Below are 17,364 nucleotides of genomic sequence, written 5' to 3'. Positions count from 1 at the left end.
AACCGTATGTAACCATCGGAGCACGCTGACATGAATGAAAATCTTCTCGCTCTTGCCCTGCTGAACGATCCAAACTACACCCTTCAGTCAAATTTCCAGAAAGATTCCGAGTCGGAATCGGACCCGTCCCAATCATCCTTTGAGCTGCTCTCCGAAGAGGGGGAACTGGTCGGTTATGTAAAGACATGGCAGGAGGAGGACGACTTTGCCGGTTTCGTCCATTTTGATGCCGACGGCAATATCCTCGACTGGAAGGTATTCTCGAAAGCGCACCCATCCGAGTTGCCAAAAACTGCCTGGTCCCGGACGCGCCCTCGCCTTTGACCCGCCTGGGTCATTCCGGGGGCTCCAGATTCCTTATCTTGCCAGTGCCAGACCTGTGGCGAAAGGAGCGAAGAGTAGTAAACTGATATCTGGCGTTGTTCCCACAAAGGAAGGTTGGTTCTCGTGAAATTGAAAGGGATGTCCCTGGCTGTGGTGTTCGCTGTGGCCGGGTGTGGGGGTTCGGGCAGTGGTGATGTGGTTCAGACGGTCGATAGCAACGAGGCTGGCAGGACCTCAAACACGGTTGACGGGCTGGTCTGTTCTGGCACATCGCCCGGCCTCCCTGGCTGTTGGGTGACATCCTGTGATCCCGCCCGGGCAGAGTTCACCGATCTGTATTTCCGCTCGGCAGTCTCCTTCGCAGAGACCGGAGAGGTCCGGCATTACCTCCAGCGTTTTGATAATGCCAACTGCGTTGGGCCCGCCATCCGTACTGAACAGTTGTTTTCGGGCATTTCCTTCGAGCTATTCCCGCGAGTTATCGGTGAGGATGAAGCGAATGTCGATGGGCGTATCCAGTTCGAGTTGCCTGAAAATGACGTTTCCGATGGATTGGAACGAAAATCCCTGACCCCCTACGACATCACCGCGCAAGGTGAACTCTGCTATGACACGGACGTGGTGAGATTTTTCTCCACCGGTTGGTCGGCCACCTACAGCAAGGATACGACGGCTACGATTTCATACTCTGACTGTCTCCTGGGGCAGCCCCGATAAAGCCGACGCGGGCCTTGCCCCCTTGGTTTGGGATGAGTGTCTGAATCCGCAGGGAAAAGCGACTGTGTCTGTGCTTTCAAATCGACTAGCCGTTTGCCGAGTGGCTCTTTTTTGACTGGCGAAAGGGTGCAATTTCGGCAAGGCTTGTCTAAAATTTGTACAAAACGGCGACATGGCGTTTATCTAAGCTGCCAGAGGGAGTTGGGAGTCCTGGTTTAACACCAATACGTTCAGGGACGACAGATCGTGAAAACCAGACACTCTCTCGTGACTGCGGCCATTGCGGGCCTTATGTCGTTGCCCGTGTATGCTCAACTTTTCGAAGTCTCCACCAGCCGTGAGTTTCAGAGCGCGCTCTCGGCCGCCGCTTCTAACAGCCAGAACGACACCATTGTTCTCTCCGCTGGCATTTACGCACCCACCACTCCCGGCCAGCCGTTTGTTTACAACAGCACTCAGGGCGATGATCTTCGGATCGAAGCTGAAACCCCGGGGGAGGTGCTACTGGATGGGCAGTCGCGGGCCGAGATACTTTACTTGAATCACGATTCAACCAACGTTCCTCCAGGCTTTTCTATCAAGGGTATCCGGTTTCAGAATGGCAGAGTGACCGGGACGGGGCACGGCGGAGCACTCACTGTACTCAACACCGGTTTGCTGTTGGACAGGACTGCGTTTGCCGGTAACACCACTGACAGGCCGAATTCCGGTTCCGCAGTTTTAATGAACGCCGGCGATGGGCAGGGAGAGCTGCGGATAATCAATAGCCAGTTCGTGAACAACGTCGTTGATGTCGGATCGCCAAGCTCCAACGGTTCGGCCATCTTTCTTTTCGGGGGCTCCTTTGCAGTCACCGACAGTGAGTTTGTGGGCAACCGCAGCGATTCCTGCGGTGTTATCTACACAGACAGCACCCTGGACAGTTCGGTTACCGGATCGGACTTCCGTTCCAACCGCGCGGCAAGGGGCGCAGCAATCTGTAGCAGCAGCGGGTTACTGACCATTTCCGGTTCCGAGTTCCGAAATAACGAGGCAACCGGCGAAGGGGGCGCCATACTGGGTTTTGACGGCCGCGTCCTGCTTGAAAATTCGACCCTGGCGAACAACCGTGCAGACAGTGCGGGTGCGTTGATGAGCTCTGCGGTTGAACTCCGGCGTTCGGTCGTCCTGGGCAACACGGCATCCCGGCTCTCCATCGTGTCGGCGGACCGGGATCTCCATGCCGAGAACAGTCTGTTTGAGCTCAACCAGGTGCCGGACTCCATTGACAGCGGTACTGTTCGCTGTGAGCGGGCCTGTCGGATAGTGAACAGTGTGTTCGAGCGTAACACGGGGGCGCCGTCGATTAAGATGGTGTCGGGAAACGCGGACAATCTGGTTGTCGCCAACTCCCTCCTGCTGGCAGGTAACGCTTCTGCATTGGCGTTTGCCGACGCCAATGTTCGGGCAACGGTTCTGAACAATTACATTTCGCCTGCCTTGTTGCCGCTTCCTGAATCCCAAATTGATCAGCAGGGAAACATCCTGGACCAGGCCTACGCAGGGCTGGACCCGGGTTATCATCCTCTTGAGGGATCAATCCTGGTCGACGCGGGTACCTCCGAGGCTCAGCTGGTTGCGCTGGCTGAAACGGATGTCCTCGGGAATCCCCGGATTGCCGGCGCTGATGTGGACATCGGTTGGGTCGAGTACGGTTCCAGCCCGACGGCACCGGTCGTTTCCGGTCTCGCTCTGGAGACCCTTGACGCCAGTAATCTGGACAGCCTGAGCTTCTCGTTCAACGTGGAGCTGGCGGAAGGCCGCTCGCTGGTAAGCACGGAGCTCTGGACGGATGAAGAGCCGGACTACGTCCTGGTATCGCCCCAGGGAGGCAGCCTCGGCGGCGTGGTGTTCATGAACGGCGGGGCGCACCAGATCCGGGTCCGCGTTACCGATTCGCAGGGCGAGCGTTCCGAGGCCGGTTATTCGTTCACGTTGAACAGCCTCGGTACGGAGACTGTGGTCCTCAGGGTTGAGGATCAGATAAGGGCTGCCTGCGCGGAGGACCTGACTGACTGCGGAGTCGACGTGGACGCGTTCGTGGCACAAGCCATTGAAGAGGCGAGATCGGCCTGTAAAAGCGATCCCTCGTCCTGCCAGATTGAAACCGGTTCCTTTGATCCAGGTACGATTTCGGCCATGGCGCGCGGGGACTGGAACCTTTACGGCACGGGGCGAGATATTACCGACCTGGCGACGGTGTTTGCCGATGCCCGCGTGGTCTGGTTTCACAACGGTGGCACCTGGGAGGCCTTCTCCACCCAGCCGGACGTGATCAGCGTTCTCAACGCCAAAGGCATCCCGAGAATTTCGAAAATTCCTGCTGGCCGCGGGTTTTGGGTCAGAAAATGAGGGGCCGGTAAAATGTTGGGACGACCTCTGAGCGCCGGCCTGATGGCGTTATCGTTGTTGGCCTGCAGTGGCGCAAATGATGGCGAGTCCATCAGTATTCGCCAGGTCGCAGTCACAGATAGCGATGGCACAGAACTGACTTCGGTGGCACCGAATCAGACCTTCCTCGTCAGTTGGAACGTGGCTGCCGTCAGGCCCGAACAACGCTACTCGATCTGGATCCGAGCCGTCAGCGCGGCCGATCCCGGAGGAAGGGAAATAGCCTTCCAGAAGTGCGCAGAGCCGGGCACCCGGGGCTCTTTTGCTTGCGATAACCTGGGCCAGATCAGTTGCTTGCTGGATACGGGCAGACAAGTGACCTGCCAGATAGCTGGAGAGGAGCGCCTCACCACCCTGGCTGCAAACAACTTTCAGTTGATGTTCGAAGCCTGCATGTTCGATCGGTCGGGTAACCTGCTTTGCCAGAACAGAGACCTGGGGGCTTCGATCAATCTATCCACCGGGGATAGCTCTCCTCCACCGCCCCCCGAACCGCCTGCGGAGCCCGACGAACCCGTCGATGAGCCACCTGTCGACGATGATCCGCCCCCCGACGATGACGATCCACCGAATAATGGTGGAGGTAATCCCGGGGGAGGCCCAGGTGGAGGAGGTCCGCCAGGGAGGGATGACGACGATGACGAAGTGGAGGAGCCTCCAGTAGAGGAGGAACCCCCGGTCGTGGAAGAGCCTCCAGCTGAGGAGGAACCTCCGGTCGTGGAAGAGCCTCCAGTCGAGGAGGAACCCCCGGTCGTGGAAGAGCCTCCAGCTGAGGAGGAACCCCCGGTCGAAGAGGAGCCGGTCGTGGATGAAACCGGCACTGTGGAGGCCGAGCTGCCTGAGGAACTCCAGCCGCCCGGGGTCCCGGTGCTGTAGTCTTCGGGTTCCAGGTAGGCCCAAGAGGTGCGTTGCCGAGTTAATGAAAGATTGGGAGCAGCCTGAATTTCAGCAACGTGCGTAGCCATCTTTTGCCACAATTTATGCAGAAAGGGATCGAGATAGGTTCTTTATCAATCGTCTATGGTGACTGGGTGATTTCTTACTTAGGAGCTGGATATGGGCACCACAGAAACGATTGAGAAATGGCTGGATAAATGCGATTTGGCTCGACAGGCTCAGGATCGGTATGACCAGGATCCAAGTCCAACCAATTACTCGGAACTGAAGAAAGCGCTCTATGAGAGGGGGATTATGGAGGAGCGAGTGGACCCCAGAGCAACCCATTCGCATAGGGTTGGAGGCTGAGCGGAAGCTCACTGGGTACCAGAAACAACAAAGCCCGCTAAAAGGCGGGCTAAGTCATTGAATCTGATGGTGCCCGGAGGCGGAATCGAACCACCGACACGGGGATTTTCAATCCCCTGCTCTACCAACTGAGCTATCCGGGCATGTTGCGCTACTGCTGTGCAACGGGGCGCTATTAAACCGGTTTCGATGTTTTGAGTCAAGGCTGCGCCGGAAAATTTTCCGAATCTTTTCAGGGTTGATCAGGCTTTGATCAGCCGGGCTTTACTGCTCTGGTGGAACGTAGCCTTCGGCCTGGTCGAAAGGCTCGTTGTCGAAGAAATGTTCCATTTGCGCCTGCAGGTACTTCCTGGTATTCGGGTCCATCAGGCTCAGGTGTTTTTCGTTGATCAGCATGGTCTGCTGTGCCTGCCATTCCTCCCAGGCCTGCTTCGAGATGGTGTCGAAGAGTTCCTGGCCCTTCTTGCCGGGCATGGGGGGGAAATCCAGACCGTCGAGCTCTTTCTGGTATTTGCGGCAGAAAACAGTGCGGCTCATGTTGGCTCCTGTTGGCGAATTGAATCCCGCGGCATGATAACAGATCGGGCGCGGCGGTTGCGCTGATCGGCCTCAGAGCAGGGCAGTCTGCTCGGGTGCGGTCAGTAGCGTACGAATGGGGGCCGGCAGGCCCAGAGTCAGGGCTTCATCCCGATGCAGCCAGCGAAGTCGGTCGTCATCGGCCACGCCTTGATCTCCCGACACGGTCAGTCTGGCGGGCTGGATGTGCAGATGGTAGTGGCTGAAGGTGTGGCGAAAGCCGCTGATAAGGTCAGGGTCGCTGCATTGCACCCCCAGTCGGCGTTCACAGGCTTCCTGCAGCTCATCCGCCCCTATGGCCGGGTCGAGTTCGGGCAGACTCCACAGGCCTCCCCAGATTCCGCTGGGCGGCCGGCGTTCCAGCAGGATCCGGCCTGCGTCGTCCTCAAGAATCAGCATCCAGGTTGTCTTTTCGGGCTTGGCTTTCTTGGGCTTGGAGCCGGGATACAATGTGGCCTCGCCCCTGGCGTATGCGGCGCAGCCCTGCTGAAGAGGGCAAGCGTCGCAGTTGGGACGGGTGCGGGTGCACACCATGGCCCCCAGATCCATGATCGCCTGGGTGTAGTCCCGTACCCGTGCGTCAGGCGTGTGTTCTTCGGCGTACTGCCAGAGCTGTTTCAGAACAGCGGTCTGCCCCGGCCAGCCCGGTACCGCGTGATAGCGCGCCAGCACGCGCTTGACGTTACCGTCCAGAATCGCGGCGCGTTTGCCAAAGGCTTGCGCCACGATAGCGGCGGCGGTGGAGCGACCAACGCCAGTCAGTGTTTCCAGTTCCTCCTGGCTGTCCGGGAATTCGCCGCCGAACTCTTCCACGACAGTTTTGGCGGCTTTCTGCAGGTTGCGCGCCCGGGCGTAGTAGCCAAGGCCAGACCAGTGGCTGAGAACGTCATCCACCGGCGCTTCGGCCAGGGCGCGAACGTCGGGAAATCGTTCCATGAAAGCGTTGAAGTAGGGGATCACCGTGGTTACCTGGGTCTGCTGAAGCATAATTTCAGACACCCAGACCCGGTAGGCATTCTGGTTCGTGTGCCACGGCAGGTCGTGCCTGCCGTGCTGGTCGTACCACTCAAGCAGATTGTCGGCGAAACGGTCTGCCATTACTTGAACAGACCTTTGAGTTTGTCGCCAAGTTCTTCCTCAAGCTTTTCCTGAATCTTCTTTTCCGCTTTATCGGTAGCGCGGTCTACTTCTTCCCTGGCCTTGGCCTTGGCTGCGTTGGAGGCGATGGTTTTCAGGGTGTCACGGAAGCGCGAACCATCGAACGAGCACAAGCCAGCGGGATCCTCGGAGAAATTACCCCGGCACTCTACAGGAATCACCACGTTCTCAACGTACTCGGTTACCCGGCAGGCTTCATCGCGGTGGATCTCGCCCACAATCCGCAGGCCCGCCTCGTAGTCGAGCGTGGTCTGCTTCAGGTCGATGGTGCCGTCGCCCTCGAGCTTCATGCCGGCGAGCGCAGCCACAAGGTCGGTGTTCTTCAGGATGTTGCCGTTGATGTCCAGGGTGCCGCGCATATCGTTGAAGGGTGTTGTTGTACCCCAGTCAGTCGTGCTCAGGTCTTCCTGGTTGGCGATCGCAATGCCCTGGCAGGCCATGCGGGTCAGGTTCATATTGCGGAACTGGCCTTCGGCCAGGTTGAAGCTGATCTGCCCATCCGCCTTCTCGCGCAATACCGAGACGCGGTTGCCTGTCGTGGTCACATTGACCTTCAGGTTGGCGCCGCCAGAGAGCATGTCCACCTCGGCCAGGTCAGTGAGCAGCGGCAGGGTCTGGACGTTTTTGACGTCGGAGCCGATCTTCCATTTCGGATTATCGCTGCGGGCGTCCAGGGAGACGTTGGCACCGAAGCTGCCCTCGTAGAGTTTGCCGCTGAACTCGTCGACCTTGATGAGACCATCTTTGGCCGTTGTGCTGGCTTTGATCTCATTGATGGTCAGGTTACTGACAATGAGCTCGGCCAGACCGAAATCGATATCCAGCAGCAGGGTGCGCAGGGTTTCAAGCGGCAGCAGGTCGCTTTCCGGAGCGCTCTGTGCTGCCTTGGCTGATGCTGTTTGGTCCTCTGACTCAGCGTCGCTTTCGCCCGCTTTGGCATCGTCTTCGGATTTCGGGGGCAGATAGCGGTCCGCATTCAACTTGTCGCCCTGGAGGTTGAACACGATGGCGCTGTTGGTGAGGTTGTAGCTGCCAGTCCCGGCGAACGTGGTGTCGTCGAGTATGAGCGTCAGGTCCGACAAGGCGACTTTGCCGGGCTCGCCACCCACCTTGGTGGAAAAGGCCAGGGCGTTGAGTACGTCCGGATCGCTGGTGGGTACGGCAGGTTGCCCCAACTGGTTAAGCAGATCCTTCAGAGAGAACTCCTCGACATTGATCGAACCGCTGAGGGCAGGCTTGTCACCAAAGCCTTTGACGTCCAGATCCGTGGTCATCGAGAGGTTAGCGAAACTGGCGGTGAACTCGCTCAGGGTTGCGGTTTCGTTCTCAAGGTTGGCCTGGGCGGAGCCGGTCAGTTCCGCGGTAACCGATTTGCCACCAAAGGGTTCGCCGTTCATGTCGAACACCGCTTTCAGGCCGGAGACGGCAAAGTCATTAAGCGCCTCATTAGCGGCGAGCCGGGCACTGATGCTGCCATCGACCTCAAATTGGGGTTTGGCGGTCTCGACCCGGAAGCTGATGTCCAACGGAAATTCGGAGCCCAGGGTAATCTGGCTGGCGTTCACGTTGAAGTTTTCAAGTGTGACGGACTGGCCGGTGCTTTTGTCGGTGTAATGCACCTGGGCATTGGAAATCTCGACGTTATCAACATTGAAGTTCAGTGGCTCTCCGCCGGTTTCTTCTCCGGCTGGCTCTGGCTGCTGCTCCAGCTCGGCTTGAGCGGTCTGCGACTCGCCTTCTGCATCGCTTTCAGCAGGTTCCGGCATGATCCGGGTCCAGTTGCCTTGGCCTTGTTCATTCACCTCGAGATTCGCTTCCAGTCCGCTCAGGACAAATGTATCGACCTGGGGTGACATGGAAATCAGGGACCAGAAATCGAGCTGAGCCACCATCTGCTCCAGGGCCACAAACCGGTTGCCCTCCAGGTTGGCCTGAACATTGTTCAGTTCGAGGCCGAGGGGAATAAACGACCATCCGATATCGCCTTCCAGGACGAGGTCGAGGTTGGTCTGTTTTTCGACAGCCTGCTCAATCTGGGGTTTGTAATCGTTGGGGTTGATCACTGCCATCGCAACGGCGACTGCCACCACGGCCAGCAGTATCAGTGCAATAACCGCGATCAGCAGATAACGAACAGCTTTCATGGGTGAGGCATCCTTTTCCGGAGAGCTTGTTGGGATTCGAAGTGAATCCTGACGCTAATTAGCCCAAGGATAACGCAGGGTTAATAAATTAACAGCGGGGGAGTATGACAATGCTGTAGTGTTGAGCCAAAATACACATCCTTATTATTCCGACTACATTGATGCAAATAAACATAAGAAGGAGTTGGCTGTGGCTATTACCGTATCGATTGAGCTGAACCGGGACCTCGAAATTCCGGGTGGCTACGATGAAGTCTTTGATTTATTGGCCGATGTGCCACGCTCTGCCAGTCATTTCCCGAAGGTCCACAAGCTGACCGACCTGGGAGACAATGCCTACCGCTGGGAGATGGAGAAGGTCGGCGTGGACAAGCACGCCATCCAGTCCATCTATGCCTGCAAATACCACGCAGACAAGGAAGCCGGTCGCATCACCTGGGAGCCGGTGAAAGGTGAGGGTAATGGTGTGGTGCGAGGTTCCTGGACCATCAAGGCCAAGGGCGACAACGTGACCGCCGTGAAATTCCAGACCAGCGCCGAGCTTACGGTGCCGCTGCCCAGTCTGCTGAAGCTGGCAATCAGTCCGGTCATCAAGCACGAGTTCAACAGCCTCGTGGATACCTACATGAGTAACCTGAAAAAGGCGGTCTGACCCGTTTCAGGCTATCGAGTCAGTTGAACCGGTTGTGGGACTCCGGCGGGCATAAAAGGTATAATCCGCCAATCGAAAGTTTGCGGTCACGTGCCGCCCAATTGCTACGGAGTCCCCATGGCCGAACGTAAGGCTCGGGTAGAACGAAATACCCTCGAAACCCAGATTACCGTTGAGATTGATCTCGACGGCACCGGCAAGTCCAGTTTTGACACTGGCGTCCCTTTCCTCGAACACATGATGGACCAGATTGCCCGCCACGGGCTGGTGGATCTGAACATCGTTTCCAAAGGTGACCTGCATATCGATGATCACCACACCGTGGAAGACATCGGTATTACCCTGGGGCAGGCGTTCAAGCAGGCCGTTGGTGAGAAGAAAGGCATCCGTCGCTACGGCCACGCCTATGTGCCGCTGGATGAGGCGCTGTCGCGTGTGGTCATCGATCTGTCTGGCCGTCCGGGCCTGATGATGGATGTGCCCTACACCCGCGGGGCTGTCGGTGGCTTCGACGTCGACCTGTTCGAAGAGTTCTTTCATGGCTTCGTGAATCATTCCATGGTGACGCTGCACATCGATAACCTGAAGGGCAAGAACACCCACCACCAGATCGAGACCGTCTTCAAGGCCTTCGGTCGTGCCCTGCGCATGGCGATCGAAATGGACGAGCGGATGGCGGGCATCACGCCCTCCACCAAAGGCTCCCTGTAACACGTCACCGAACAGGACACCGAATTCCATATGAAGACCGTTGCCATTATCGATTACGGCATGGGGAACCTGCACTCGGCCCGTAAGGCGGTGGAGCACGTGGCGCCGGACGTCAGGGTGCTGGTTACCGACAACGCAGACCAGATCCGCGAGGCGGACCACGTCATCCTGCCCGGCGTCGGCGCCATCCGTGACTGCATGCACGAAATCCGTCGGCTGGAAGTGGACACGCTGGTGCGGGAAGTCTCCCGGGACCGTCCGTTTCTCGGAATCTGTGTGGGCATGCAGGCCCTGATGTCCCGCAGCGAGGAAAACGGCGGGGTGGACTGCATCAACCTGTTCCCTTCGCAGGTTCGTTATTTCGGCGACCACCTTGTCGAAAACGGCGAGCGACTGAAAGTGCCGCACATGGGCTGGAACGAGGTGCAGCAAACCGTCGATCATCCCATGTGGCACAACATCCCCGACGGTGACCGCTTCTACTTTGTTCACAGCTATTACGCTGAAGCCGAGGGCAATGCCGACATTGCCGGGCGCAGCCACTATGGTGTGGACCTTGCGGCGGCCGTTGCCCGCGACAATATTTTTGCGGTCCAGTTCCACCCGGAGAAGAGCGCCCGGGCCGGCCTGCAGCTGCTGAAAAACTTTGTTGACTGGTCCGGCAAGTAACGCCGGAGCGTCTGAACGATTAACACGGACATTGCTTTATGCTGATTATCCCTGCCATTGATCTCAAAGACGGAAAGTGTGTGCGCCTGCGTCAGGGCCGGATGGACGACTCCACCGTGTTCGGTGATGACCCCGTTGATATGGCCACCCGCTGGGTGGAAGCCGGTGCCCGCCGTCTGCATCTGGTGGATCTCAATGGTGCCTTCGCCGGTGAGCCTGTTAACGGTGAAATCGTGCAGGCCATTGCCCGCAAGTACCCCGACCTGCCGATCCAGATCGGTGGGGGGATCCGTTCAGCCGAAACCATCGAAGCCTACCTCAAGGCCGGCGTGCAGTGGGTGATCATTGGCACCAAGGCGGTCAAGGAGCCGGAGTTCGTGACCGAGATGTGCAAGCGCTTCCCCGGCCACATCATTGTGGGTCTGGATGCCAAGGATGGTCGCGTGGCCACCGACGGCTGGGCAGAAGTGTCCGAAGTGATGGCGACCGACCTGGCGAAACGTTTTGCCAATGACGGCGTCGAGTCAATCGTTTACACCGACATCAGCCGCGACGGCATGATGCAGGGCGTGAATGTCGAAGCCACCGCCGCGCTGGCCGAAGAGGGCGGCATCCCGGTGATCGCCTCCGGCGGTGTCACCAACATGGATGACCTGAAGCGTCTTGCAACCGTCGCGGACAAGGGCATTCTCGGTGCCATTACCGGTCGTGCCATCTACGAAGGTACGTTGGACGTTGCTGAAGCGCAGGCCTTCTGCGACGGCCTCAAAGCGTAAGGGAGCAATCATGGGTCTGGCAAAACGCATTATCCCGTGTCTCGATGTCGACAAAGGCCGCGTGGTCAAGGGCGTCAACTTCGTTGATATCCGGGACGCCGGCGATCCGGTCGAAGTGGCGCGCCGCTACAACGAGCAGGGCGCCGACGAGATAACCTTCCTGGACATCACGGCCAGTCACGAGAGTCGCGACACCACCTACGAGACGGTCGAGCGCATGGCAGCGGAGGTTTTTATTCCGTTGACCGTGGGTGGCGGTGTGCGGACTGTGGATGATATCCGCAAGCTGCTGAATGCCGGTGCCGACAAGGTCTCCATCAACACCGCCGCCGTGTTCAATCCCGAATTCGTGCATGAGGCCGCCGAGCGTTTTGGGAGCCAGTGCATCGTGGTGGCCATCGACGCCAAGCAGGTCAGCGCCGAAGGTGAAGAGCCACGCTGGGAAATCTTTACCCACGGCGGCCGCAAGCCCACCGGGCTGGATGCCGTGGAATGGGCCCGGAAGATGGTCGAGATGGGTGCCGGCGAGTTGCTACTGACGAGTATGGACCGCGACGGCACCAAGATCGGTTTTGATCTGGGGCTGACCCGTGCCATCAGTGATGCGGTGATTGTTCCGGTGATTGCATCCGGCGGCGTCGGAGAGCTGCAGCACCTGGCCGATGGCGTTACCGAAGGGGGGGCCGATGCGGTGCTGGCGGCGTCCATCTTCCACTTCGGTCAGCACACCATCCCCGAAGCCAAGGCTTTCATGAAAAGCCAGGGTATCGAAGTCCGGGACTAGGGCTTCCTGGCGTAGGCAGGCCTTATGGCCTGCTTTTCCCCTTCCACGAACATTTCCCGATTGCCGTTGCGAATGGCCCAGAGTCCACTGATGGTCGCTATGGCCACACCCTGGGCGTCCAGCTCCGGCAGATGCTTCTCCAGGTAATCCACGGTCACTTTATGCGGATGCCCGATGCCGATGGCGCTGCCGTTTTCCCGCGCGCGTTTGATCAGCAGCTTGAACTGCCGATCAACGAATTCCTCAGTCTGTTCGTGGTCGAGAAAAACGTCCCGGCTCAGGCTGGGGATCTGGTAGGCGCGGGCAACATCGCCCGCTACGGACGACGCTATGGTCCGGCTGTCAACGAAATAGATTGGGTACTGCCTCAGCTCCTGCATGACCCAGTCCATGGTTTGAAGCTTCTGGGTCATCAGGCTGCCCATGTGGTTGTTTACGCCCTGAACGTAGGGAATCGACTGAAGTGCCCGCCGCAGTGTGGTAGCGATGCGCTTTTCATCCATGTCGGAGGTCAGGCCGCCGGGCCCAAGCTCAAAATTTCGGGTATTGGCCATGGGCGCGTGCAGCATGATTTCCTTGTGCCGCCTGTGGGCCAGCTTGGCCAATGGAACCGTGTAGCGCCGGTACGGCAGGAACGCCAGGGTTAGAGGCTGGTCCATCTGGGCCAGGCGCTCGCCTTCCTGAAGGTTGTGCCCCATGTCATCAATAATGATGGCAATGGTCGGCAGCACGGAACTGCCCGCTGTCTCCTTGTCCGGTTCGGACCCGGCAACGGGCAGGGCAGTCAGCGCTGCCGCCAGGATGGAAAAACGCAACAACCTCACTGCGCGGAGTCCTGTCCCTCTGATGCGGCCTTACCATTACTCTTGCGGTTAAGGATGTGCATACCCTTGAGCAGGTTCAGGGCTGAGCGCAGCTGGTAGTCCCGGTCCGTCAGTGAAGCCGTTGTGGAGTCCTCGGACTCATTGTCCTTCGCCGGCTGGTCGCCCTCATTCTGGCCTTCAAGGTGCCCGCTCAGGTCCGCTTCGGTGAAGAACGGCTGGCTGTCCAGTTCCTTCAGCTCTGCCGGACGAACCTCGATATCCGGCTTGATGCCCGTGGCCTGGATGGACCGACCGTCCGGTGTGTAATAGCGGGCGGTGGTCATCTTGATGGCGTGGTTCTCGTCCAGCGGGATCACGGTCTGGACGCTGCCCTTGCCGAAGGACTGCATGCCCATGATGACTGCGCGCTGGTGATCCTGGAGTGCGCCGGCCAGAATCTCCGAGGCGGAGGCTGAGCCACCGTTGATCAGGACCACAATCGGCGTGTCTGCCATCACATCGCCGGCCTTGGCGCTGAAGCGCAGGCGTGAGCTCTGGATGCGGCCTTCGGTGTAGACGATCAGGCCTTCATCGAGCAAGGCATCGGCGGTTTCCACGGCCGCCTGGAGAACGCCGCCGGGATTGTTGCGCAGATCAATGACCAGACCGTCGAGGCCGCTGCCATGGTCATCCTCGAGTGAGCCGAGCGCCTTCAGGAACTGGCTGCCGGTGTCTGCCTGGAACTGGGTGATGCGGACGTAGCCGTAGCCGTTGTCGAGCATCCGGGATTTTACACTGGTGACCTTGATGACATCGCGCTCCACCTTGATCTCAATGGGGGCGCTTTCGCTTTCACGCATGATGGTCAGGGTGAGGATGGTGCCCGGTTTGCCGCGCATAAGCTGAACCGCTTCTTCCAGGCTCATGCCCTTGACCGGTTTTTCATCGAGCTTGATGATCAGGTCGCCGGCCTGGACGCCGGCTTTCTGGGCCGGCGTGTCATCAATCGGCGCAATTACTTTAACGAAGCCGTTTTCCATTCCGACTTCGATGCCGAGACCGCCGAACTCACCGGAGGTGCTTTCCTCCAGCTCTTCGTAATCCTTGGGGGCGAGGTAGGTAGAGTGGGGGTCCAGGTCGGACAGCATGCCCTTTATCGCGCTTTCCAGTAGCTGGCGATCATCCACCTCTTCCACATAGGCGTCCTTGATGCGGCTGAAAACCTCGGTGAATTTACGCAGGTCATCCAGAGGGAGCTGTTTTTCCGGATCCGGCAGGGTGATCTCGACGCGTTCGCCGTCCTGGATGCCTTCGAGCAGCTGTTGGCCCTGGGCTTCATCCTGAGCGAGTGCCAGTCCGGAGGCAGTGCTGAAACAGGTGGCGAGAGCAATGGCGCGCAAAGGAAAGACGTGGAGTGGACTTCTGACCCGTTTCATTCACTTATCCCGTTTTTATTCCGATAGTTGGACTGGTTTCCCTGATTTCAGACAGTATGGCGTTAGCTGGGGCGTTTGTCAGCCCTCCTGCCACGCTTCAGTTGGCCAGCCAACGTCTGGGGTTGTCCGGCTTACCGTTGTGGCGCACTTCGAAGTACAGCGCCGGGCTCTCGGTGCCGCCGGTACGTCCGGCGAGGGCAATCGGTTCGCCCGCCGCCACCCAGTCGCCCGGGCTGGTGAACAGGCTGCTGCTATGGCCATAGAGTGTCATGTAGCCGTCGCCGTGATCAATAATGGTGATCAGGCCAAATCCCCGGAGCCGGTTGGCGAACACAACACGCCCGTAATGGATGGCCCTGATTTCGGCGTCCTCGTCGGTGCTGATCAACAGGCCATTGCGGCGAAGCTTGCCGTCTGCGTAGCGATCACCGAAGCCGCTTTGCACCTTGCCTTGCACGGGCCAGGGCAATTTGTCCCGCAATGAAACAAAGGGTTGCGACTCGTTGGGTGAGGGAATGCTGGCAATTGCCTGCTGGACTTCCTTGAGAAGCTTCTCCAGACGCTTTCGGTCCGATTCCAGGTCCTCTCGCTCACTTTGGCGGTTCCGGATGTCGGCAGTCAGGGCGGCCAGGGTTTCCTCGCGGGCCTTGCGTGACCGGGCCAGTTCTTCCTGGCGTTGGGTAACGTCCGTTTCGGTTCGGGCCAGTTCTACCCGGGTGGCCTCGACGTTGGCCCGGGTTTCCTTGAGCTCTTGCAGGCTTTTGCGAAAGGCCTCCAGGCGATCGACCGTGTCCCGGCTCAGGTATTCGTAGTAAGTCATGGTCCGGGCAATCCGGTCCGGGTCAATCTCGTTCAGCAATACCTTGACCGCCGGGGCATCGCCTTCCATCCAGGCGGCCCGGATCTGTCGCTTCAGGCTTTCGCGCTGACGGTCGAGGGTGCGGGTCAGGCTCTGTTCTTCGTCTTTCAGTGCGCGCAGGCGTTGCTGCTGCTGGGCCGCCTGCTGGCGCAGCGACCGCCGCTCCCGGGTCAGCCGGCTGATCTTGCGCTCGGTCGAGGCCAGCTGCTGCTCAAGGGTTGAGCGATCCTCCTCGGCATCAGCCAGCCAATCGTCGATGTCCTCAATCCGTTCTTTGAGGTCTTCGATCTGGGCCGGGGTGACCTCATTATCCGCATACGCCGGCGCTGCGCCCAGAAGCAGGGCGAGCGCCAGGGCCGAGAGCAACTGCAACACGCCTGCCTGCCCTGCAATCAATCGATCTTGACCAGGCTGTGTCCGGTCATCTCCTTGGGCTGTTCCATCCCCATCAGGGTCAGCAGGGTCGGTGCCACATCGCTCAGGCTGCCGTCATCCCGAAGGGATGCGTTGCGCGGTCCGGTATAGATCAGCGGCACCGGGCCAATGGTATGGGCCGTGTGGACCTGGCCGGAATCCGGGTCGGTCATCTGTTCACAGTTGCCGTGGTCGGCCGTGATCAGAGCTTCACCGCCGACCTCGTCAAGGGCTTCGACCACGCGCCGTACGCATTCGTCAAGGCATTCGGCAGCCTTGATGGCGGCGTCGAGCTTGCCGGTGTGTCCGACCATGTCGCCATTGGCATAGTTGCACACGACCAGGTCGTACTTGCCACTCTTGATGGCCTCGACGAGCTTGTCGGTCACTTCCGGCGCGCTCATTTCCGGCTTCAGGTCGTAGGTCGCCACTTTCGGGGAAGGAATCAGTATGCGGTCCTCGCCTTCGAACGGGGTCTCGAGACCGCCGTTGAAGAAGAAGGTGACGTGGGCGTACTTCTCGGTTTCCGAAATTCGCAACTGGGTCTTGTGCTGCTTGGCGACGTACTCACCCAGGCCGTTAACGAGTTGCTCGGGCGGGTAGGCGCAGCTGGTCTTGATGTCCGCCGCGTACTCGGTGAGCATCACGAAATCGGCCAGTTCCGGGTGCTTCCGGCGGTCGAAGCCCTCGAAATCCTGCTGGACGAACGCGCGGGTCATTTCCCGGGCCCGGTCCGCCCGGAAGTTCATGAACAGGACGGTGTCGCCGTCATTGATCGTACCGTCGGGTTCGCCGGCGACGTGAATGCGGGTCGGTTTCACGAATTCATCGTTTTCGCCCCGTTCGTATGCCTGCTCAAGGCCGTTTACCGGATCGGCCGCGGTATACTCGGCAGTGCCCTGGGTCATCAGGGTGTAGGCAGCCTCAACTCGGTCCCAGCGGTTGTCCCGGTCCATCGCGTAATAGCGGCCCACGATGGACGCGACTCGGCCGACGCCCAGTTTTTCCATTCGGGCGGCGGCTTTTTCCAGCGAGGCCTTGGCGCTGCGCGGCGGCATGTCCCGGCCATCAAGGAAGGCGTGGATATAGACCTCCTTCGCGCCCCGTGCGGCGGCCAGTTCGGCGCCGGCGATGATGTGGTCTTCGTGGCTATGGACGCCTCCGGGCGACATCAGGCCCATCAGGTGAACCGCACGGCCGCTGCTGACCGCCTTGTCGATGGCGGCGCAAAGCACTTTATTCTTCTGGAAGGTGCCATCCTCGAGATCTTTGTCGATTCGGGTCAGGCTCTGGTAGACGACCCGGCCGGCGCCCAGGTTCATGTGGCCGACTTCCGAGTTACCCATCTGGCCCTGAGGCAGCCCTACGAACATGCCCGAGGTGTTGATCAGGGTCTTTGGCTGGTTCTGCCAGAGCTTGTCCCAGAACGGGGTGTTGGCATTGCTGATGGCATTGTCTTCGGCCGGGTCACGGTGGCCCCAGCCATCCAGGATAATCAGAGCAGTCGGCTTGCGCGTCGCGGTCATCACTTCATCCGGTTTGGTGGAAATGTTGGTAAACGGGAGTGCAGATTCTAACCGTTTTCATTCGCACAAGCCATGTCGGCTGCCTTCTGTGACCGCGCCCGTGTGTGTATAATCCTGCCAAATTATTTTTCAGGGTACTT

16 protein-coding genes and 1 tRNA gene are annotated in these 17,364 nt (G+C 59.1%); 9 read left to right on the top strand and 8 right to left on the bottom strand.

Annotated elements, in window-relative coordinates; genetic code table 11:
* Positions 1-30 precede the first annotated feature (30 nt).
* The 4 genes from K0B93_RS08690 (at position 31) to K0B93_RS08675 (ending at position 4,347) form a co-directional block, all read left to right on the top strand.
* Positions 31-324: a hypothetical protein gene (locus K0B93_RS08690; RefSeq protein WP_219866831.1), complete on the top strand. Its 294-nt coding sequence runs from the start codon at positions 31-33 to the stop codon at positions 322-324.
* Positions 325-447: 123 nt separating this feature from the next.
* Positions 448-1,041, top strand: a complete 594-nt coding sequence (locus K0B93_RS08685; RefSeq protein ID WP_219866830.1) for a hypothetical protein — start codon at positions 448-450, stop codon at positions 1,039-1,041.
* A gap of 246 nt (positions 1,042-1,287) precedes the next feature.
* Entirely contained in the window at positions 1,288-3,432 is a 2,145-nt protein-coding gene (locus K0B93_RS08680) for a right-handed parallel beta-helix repeat-containing protein (RefSeq protein ID WP_219866829.1), read from the top strand.
* A gap of 12 nt (positions 3,433-3,444) precedes the next feature.
* Positions 3,445-4,347, top strand: a complete 903-nt coding sequence (locus K0B93_RS08675) for a hypothetical protein (protein ID WP_219866828.1) — start codon at positions 3,445-3,447, stop codon at positions 4,345-4,347.
* A 436-nt stretch (positions 4,348-4,783) separates the two neighbouring features.
* Here the strand turns inward: K0B93_RS08675 and K0B93_RS08670 are convergent.
* The 4 genes from K0B93_RS08670 to K0B93_RS08655 all read right to left on the bottom strand — a co-directional run bounded on the left by K0B93_RS08670 (position 4,784) and on the right by K0B93_RS08655 (position 8,594).
* Positions 4,784-4,859 (bottom strand) — tRNA-Phe (locus K0B93_RS08670).
* Positions 4,860-4,980: 121 nt separating this feature from the next.
* A complete protein-coding gene (locus K0B93_RS08665) occupies positions 4,981-5,253 on the bottom strand; it encodes an oxidative damage protection protein (RefSeq protein WP_219866827.1) in 273 nt (90 codons plus the stop codon).
* Between the two features lie 72 nt (positions 5,254-5,325).
* Complete coding sequence (gene mutY, locus K0B93_RS08660) at positions 5,326-6,390, bottom strand: A/G-specific adenine glycosylase (protein ID WP_219866826.1); 1,065 nt, start codon at positions 6,388-6,390, stop codon at positions 5,326-5,328.
* Positions 6,390-8,594, bottom strand: coding sequence for an AsmA family protein (locus K0B93_RS08655; protein ID WP_219866825.1), 2,205 nt, complete (start codon positions 8,592-8,594; stop codon positions 6,390-6,392). The genes mutY and K0B93_RS08655 overlap by 1 nt, the downstream gene beginning before the upstream one ends.
* 190 nt (positions 8,595-8,784) lie before the next feature.
* On the opposite strand from K0B93_RS08655, the gene K0B93_RS08650 reads away from it, so the two are divergent.
* From K0B93_RS08650 to hisF, 5 genes are all read left to right on the top strand, one after another.
* Positions 8,785-9,246 (top strand): SRPBCC family protein, encoded by a 462-nt coding sequence (locus K0B93_RS08650; RefSeq protein WP_219866824.1) that lies wholly within the window; start codon positions 8,785-8,787, stop codon positions 9,244-9,246.
* Positions 9,247-9,363: 117 nt separating this feature from the next.
* The gene (gene hisB, locus K0B93_RS08645) at positions 9,364-9,957 is read left to right on the top strand and encodes an imidazoleglycerol-phosphate dehydratase HisB (RefSeq protein ID WP_219866823.1); all 594 of its coding nucleotides are present in this window, start codon (positions 9,364-9,366) and stop codon (positions 9,955-9,957) included.
* A 30-nt stretch (positions 9,958-9,987) separates the two neighbouring features.
* Positions 9,988-10,626, top strand: a complete 639-nt coding sequence (gene hisH, locus K0B93_RS08640) for an imidazole glycerol phosphate synthase subunit HisH (protein ID WP_219866822.1) — start codon at positions 9,988-9,990, stop codon at positions 10,624-10,626.
* A 38-nt stretch (positions 10,627-10,664) separates the two neighbouring features.
* Positions 10,665-11,402: a 1-(5-phosphoribosyl)-5-[(5-phosphoribosylamino)methylideneamino]imidazole-4-carboxamide isomerase gene (hisA, locus tag K0B93_RS08635; protein ID WP_218635489.1), complete on the top strand. Its 738-nt coding sequence runs from the start codon at positions 10,665-10,667 to the stop codon at positions 11,400-11,402.
* A 10-nt stretch (positions 11,403-11,412) separates the two neighbouring features.
* Positions 11,413-12,186, top strand: coding sequence for an imidazole glycerol phosphate synthase subunit HisF (gene hisF / locus K0B93_RS08630; RefSeq protein ID WP_219866821.1), 774 nt, complete (start codon positions 11,413-11,415; stop codon positions 12,184-12,186).
* On the opposite strand, the gene K0B93_RS08625 is transcribed toward hisF, so the two are convergent.
* The 4 genes from K0B93_RS08625 to gpmM form a co-directional block, all read right to left on the bottom strand.
* Positions 12,183-12,965 carry a divergent polysaccharide deacetylase family protein gene (locus tag K0B93_RS08625; RefSeq protein WP_228743445.1) on the bottom strand — a complete coding sequence of 261 codons (783 nt, stop codon included), beginning with the start codon at positions 12,963-12,965 and terminating at the stop codon, positions 12,183-12,185. The genes hisF and K0B93_RS08625 overlap by 4 nt on opposite strands.
* Positions 12,966-13,006: 41 nt before the next feature.
* Positions 13,007-14,425, bottom strand: a complete 1,419-nt coding sequence (locus tag K0B93_RS08620) for a S41 family peptidase (RefSeq protein ID WP_219866819.1) — start codon at positions 14,423-14,425, stop codon at positions 13,007-13,009.
* Positions 14,426-14,522: 97 nt separating this feature from the next.
* A complete protein-coding gene (locus K0B93_RS08615; protein ID WP_219868073.1) occupies positions 14,523-15,656 on the bottom strand; it encodes a murein hydrolase activator EnvC family protein in 1,134 nt (377 codons plus the stop codon).
* 20 nt (positions 15,657-15,676) lie between these two features.
* Entirely contained in the window at positions 15,677-17,224 is a 1,548-nt protein-coding gene (gpmM, locus tag K0B93_RS08610; RefSeq protein WP_219866818.1) for a 2,3-bisphosphoglycerate-independent phosphoglycerate mutase, read from the bottom strand.
* Between the last annotated feature and the right edge of the window lie 140 nt (positions 17,225-17,364).

The sequence above is a fragment of the Marinobacter sp. F4218 genome, from assembly GCF_019443085.1.
Lineage (GTDB): Bacteria > Pseudomonadota > Gammaproteobacteria > Pseudomonadales > Oleiphilaceae > Marinobacter > Marinobacter albus.
Note: the sequence above shows the minus strand (reverse complement) of the source record. Positions and strands in the feature narration are given on the sequence as shown.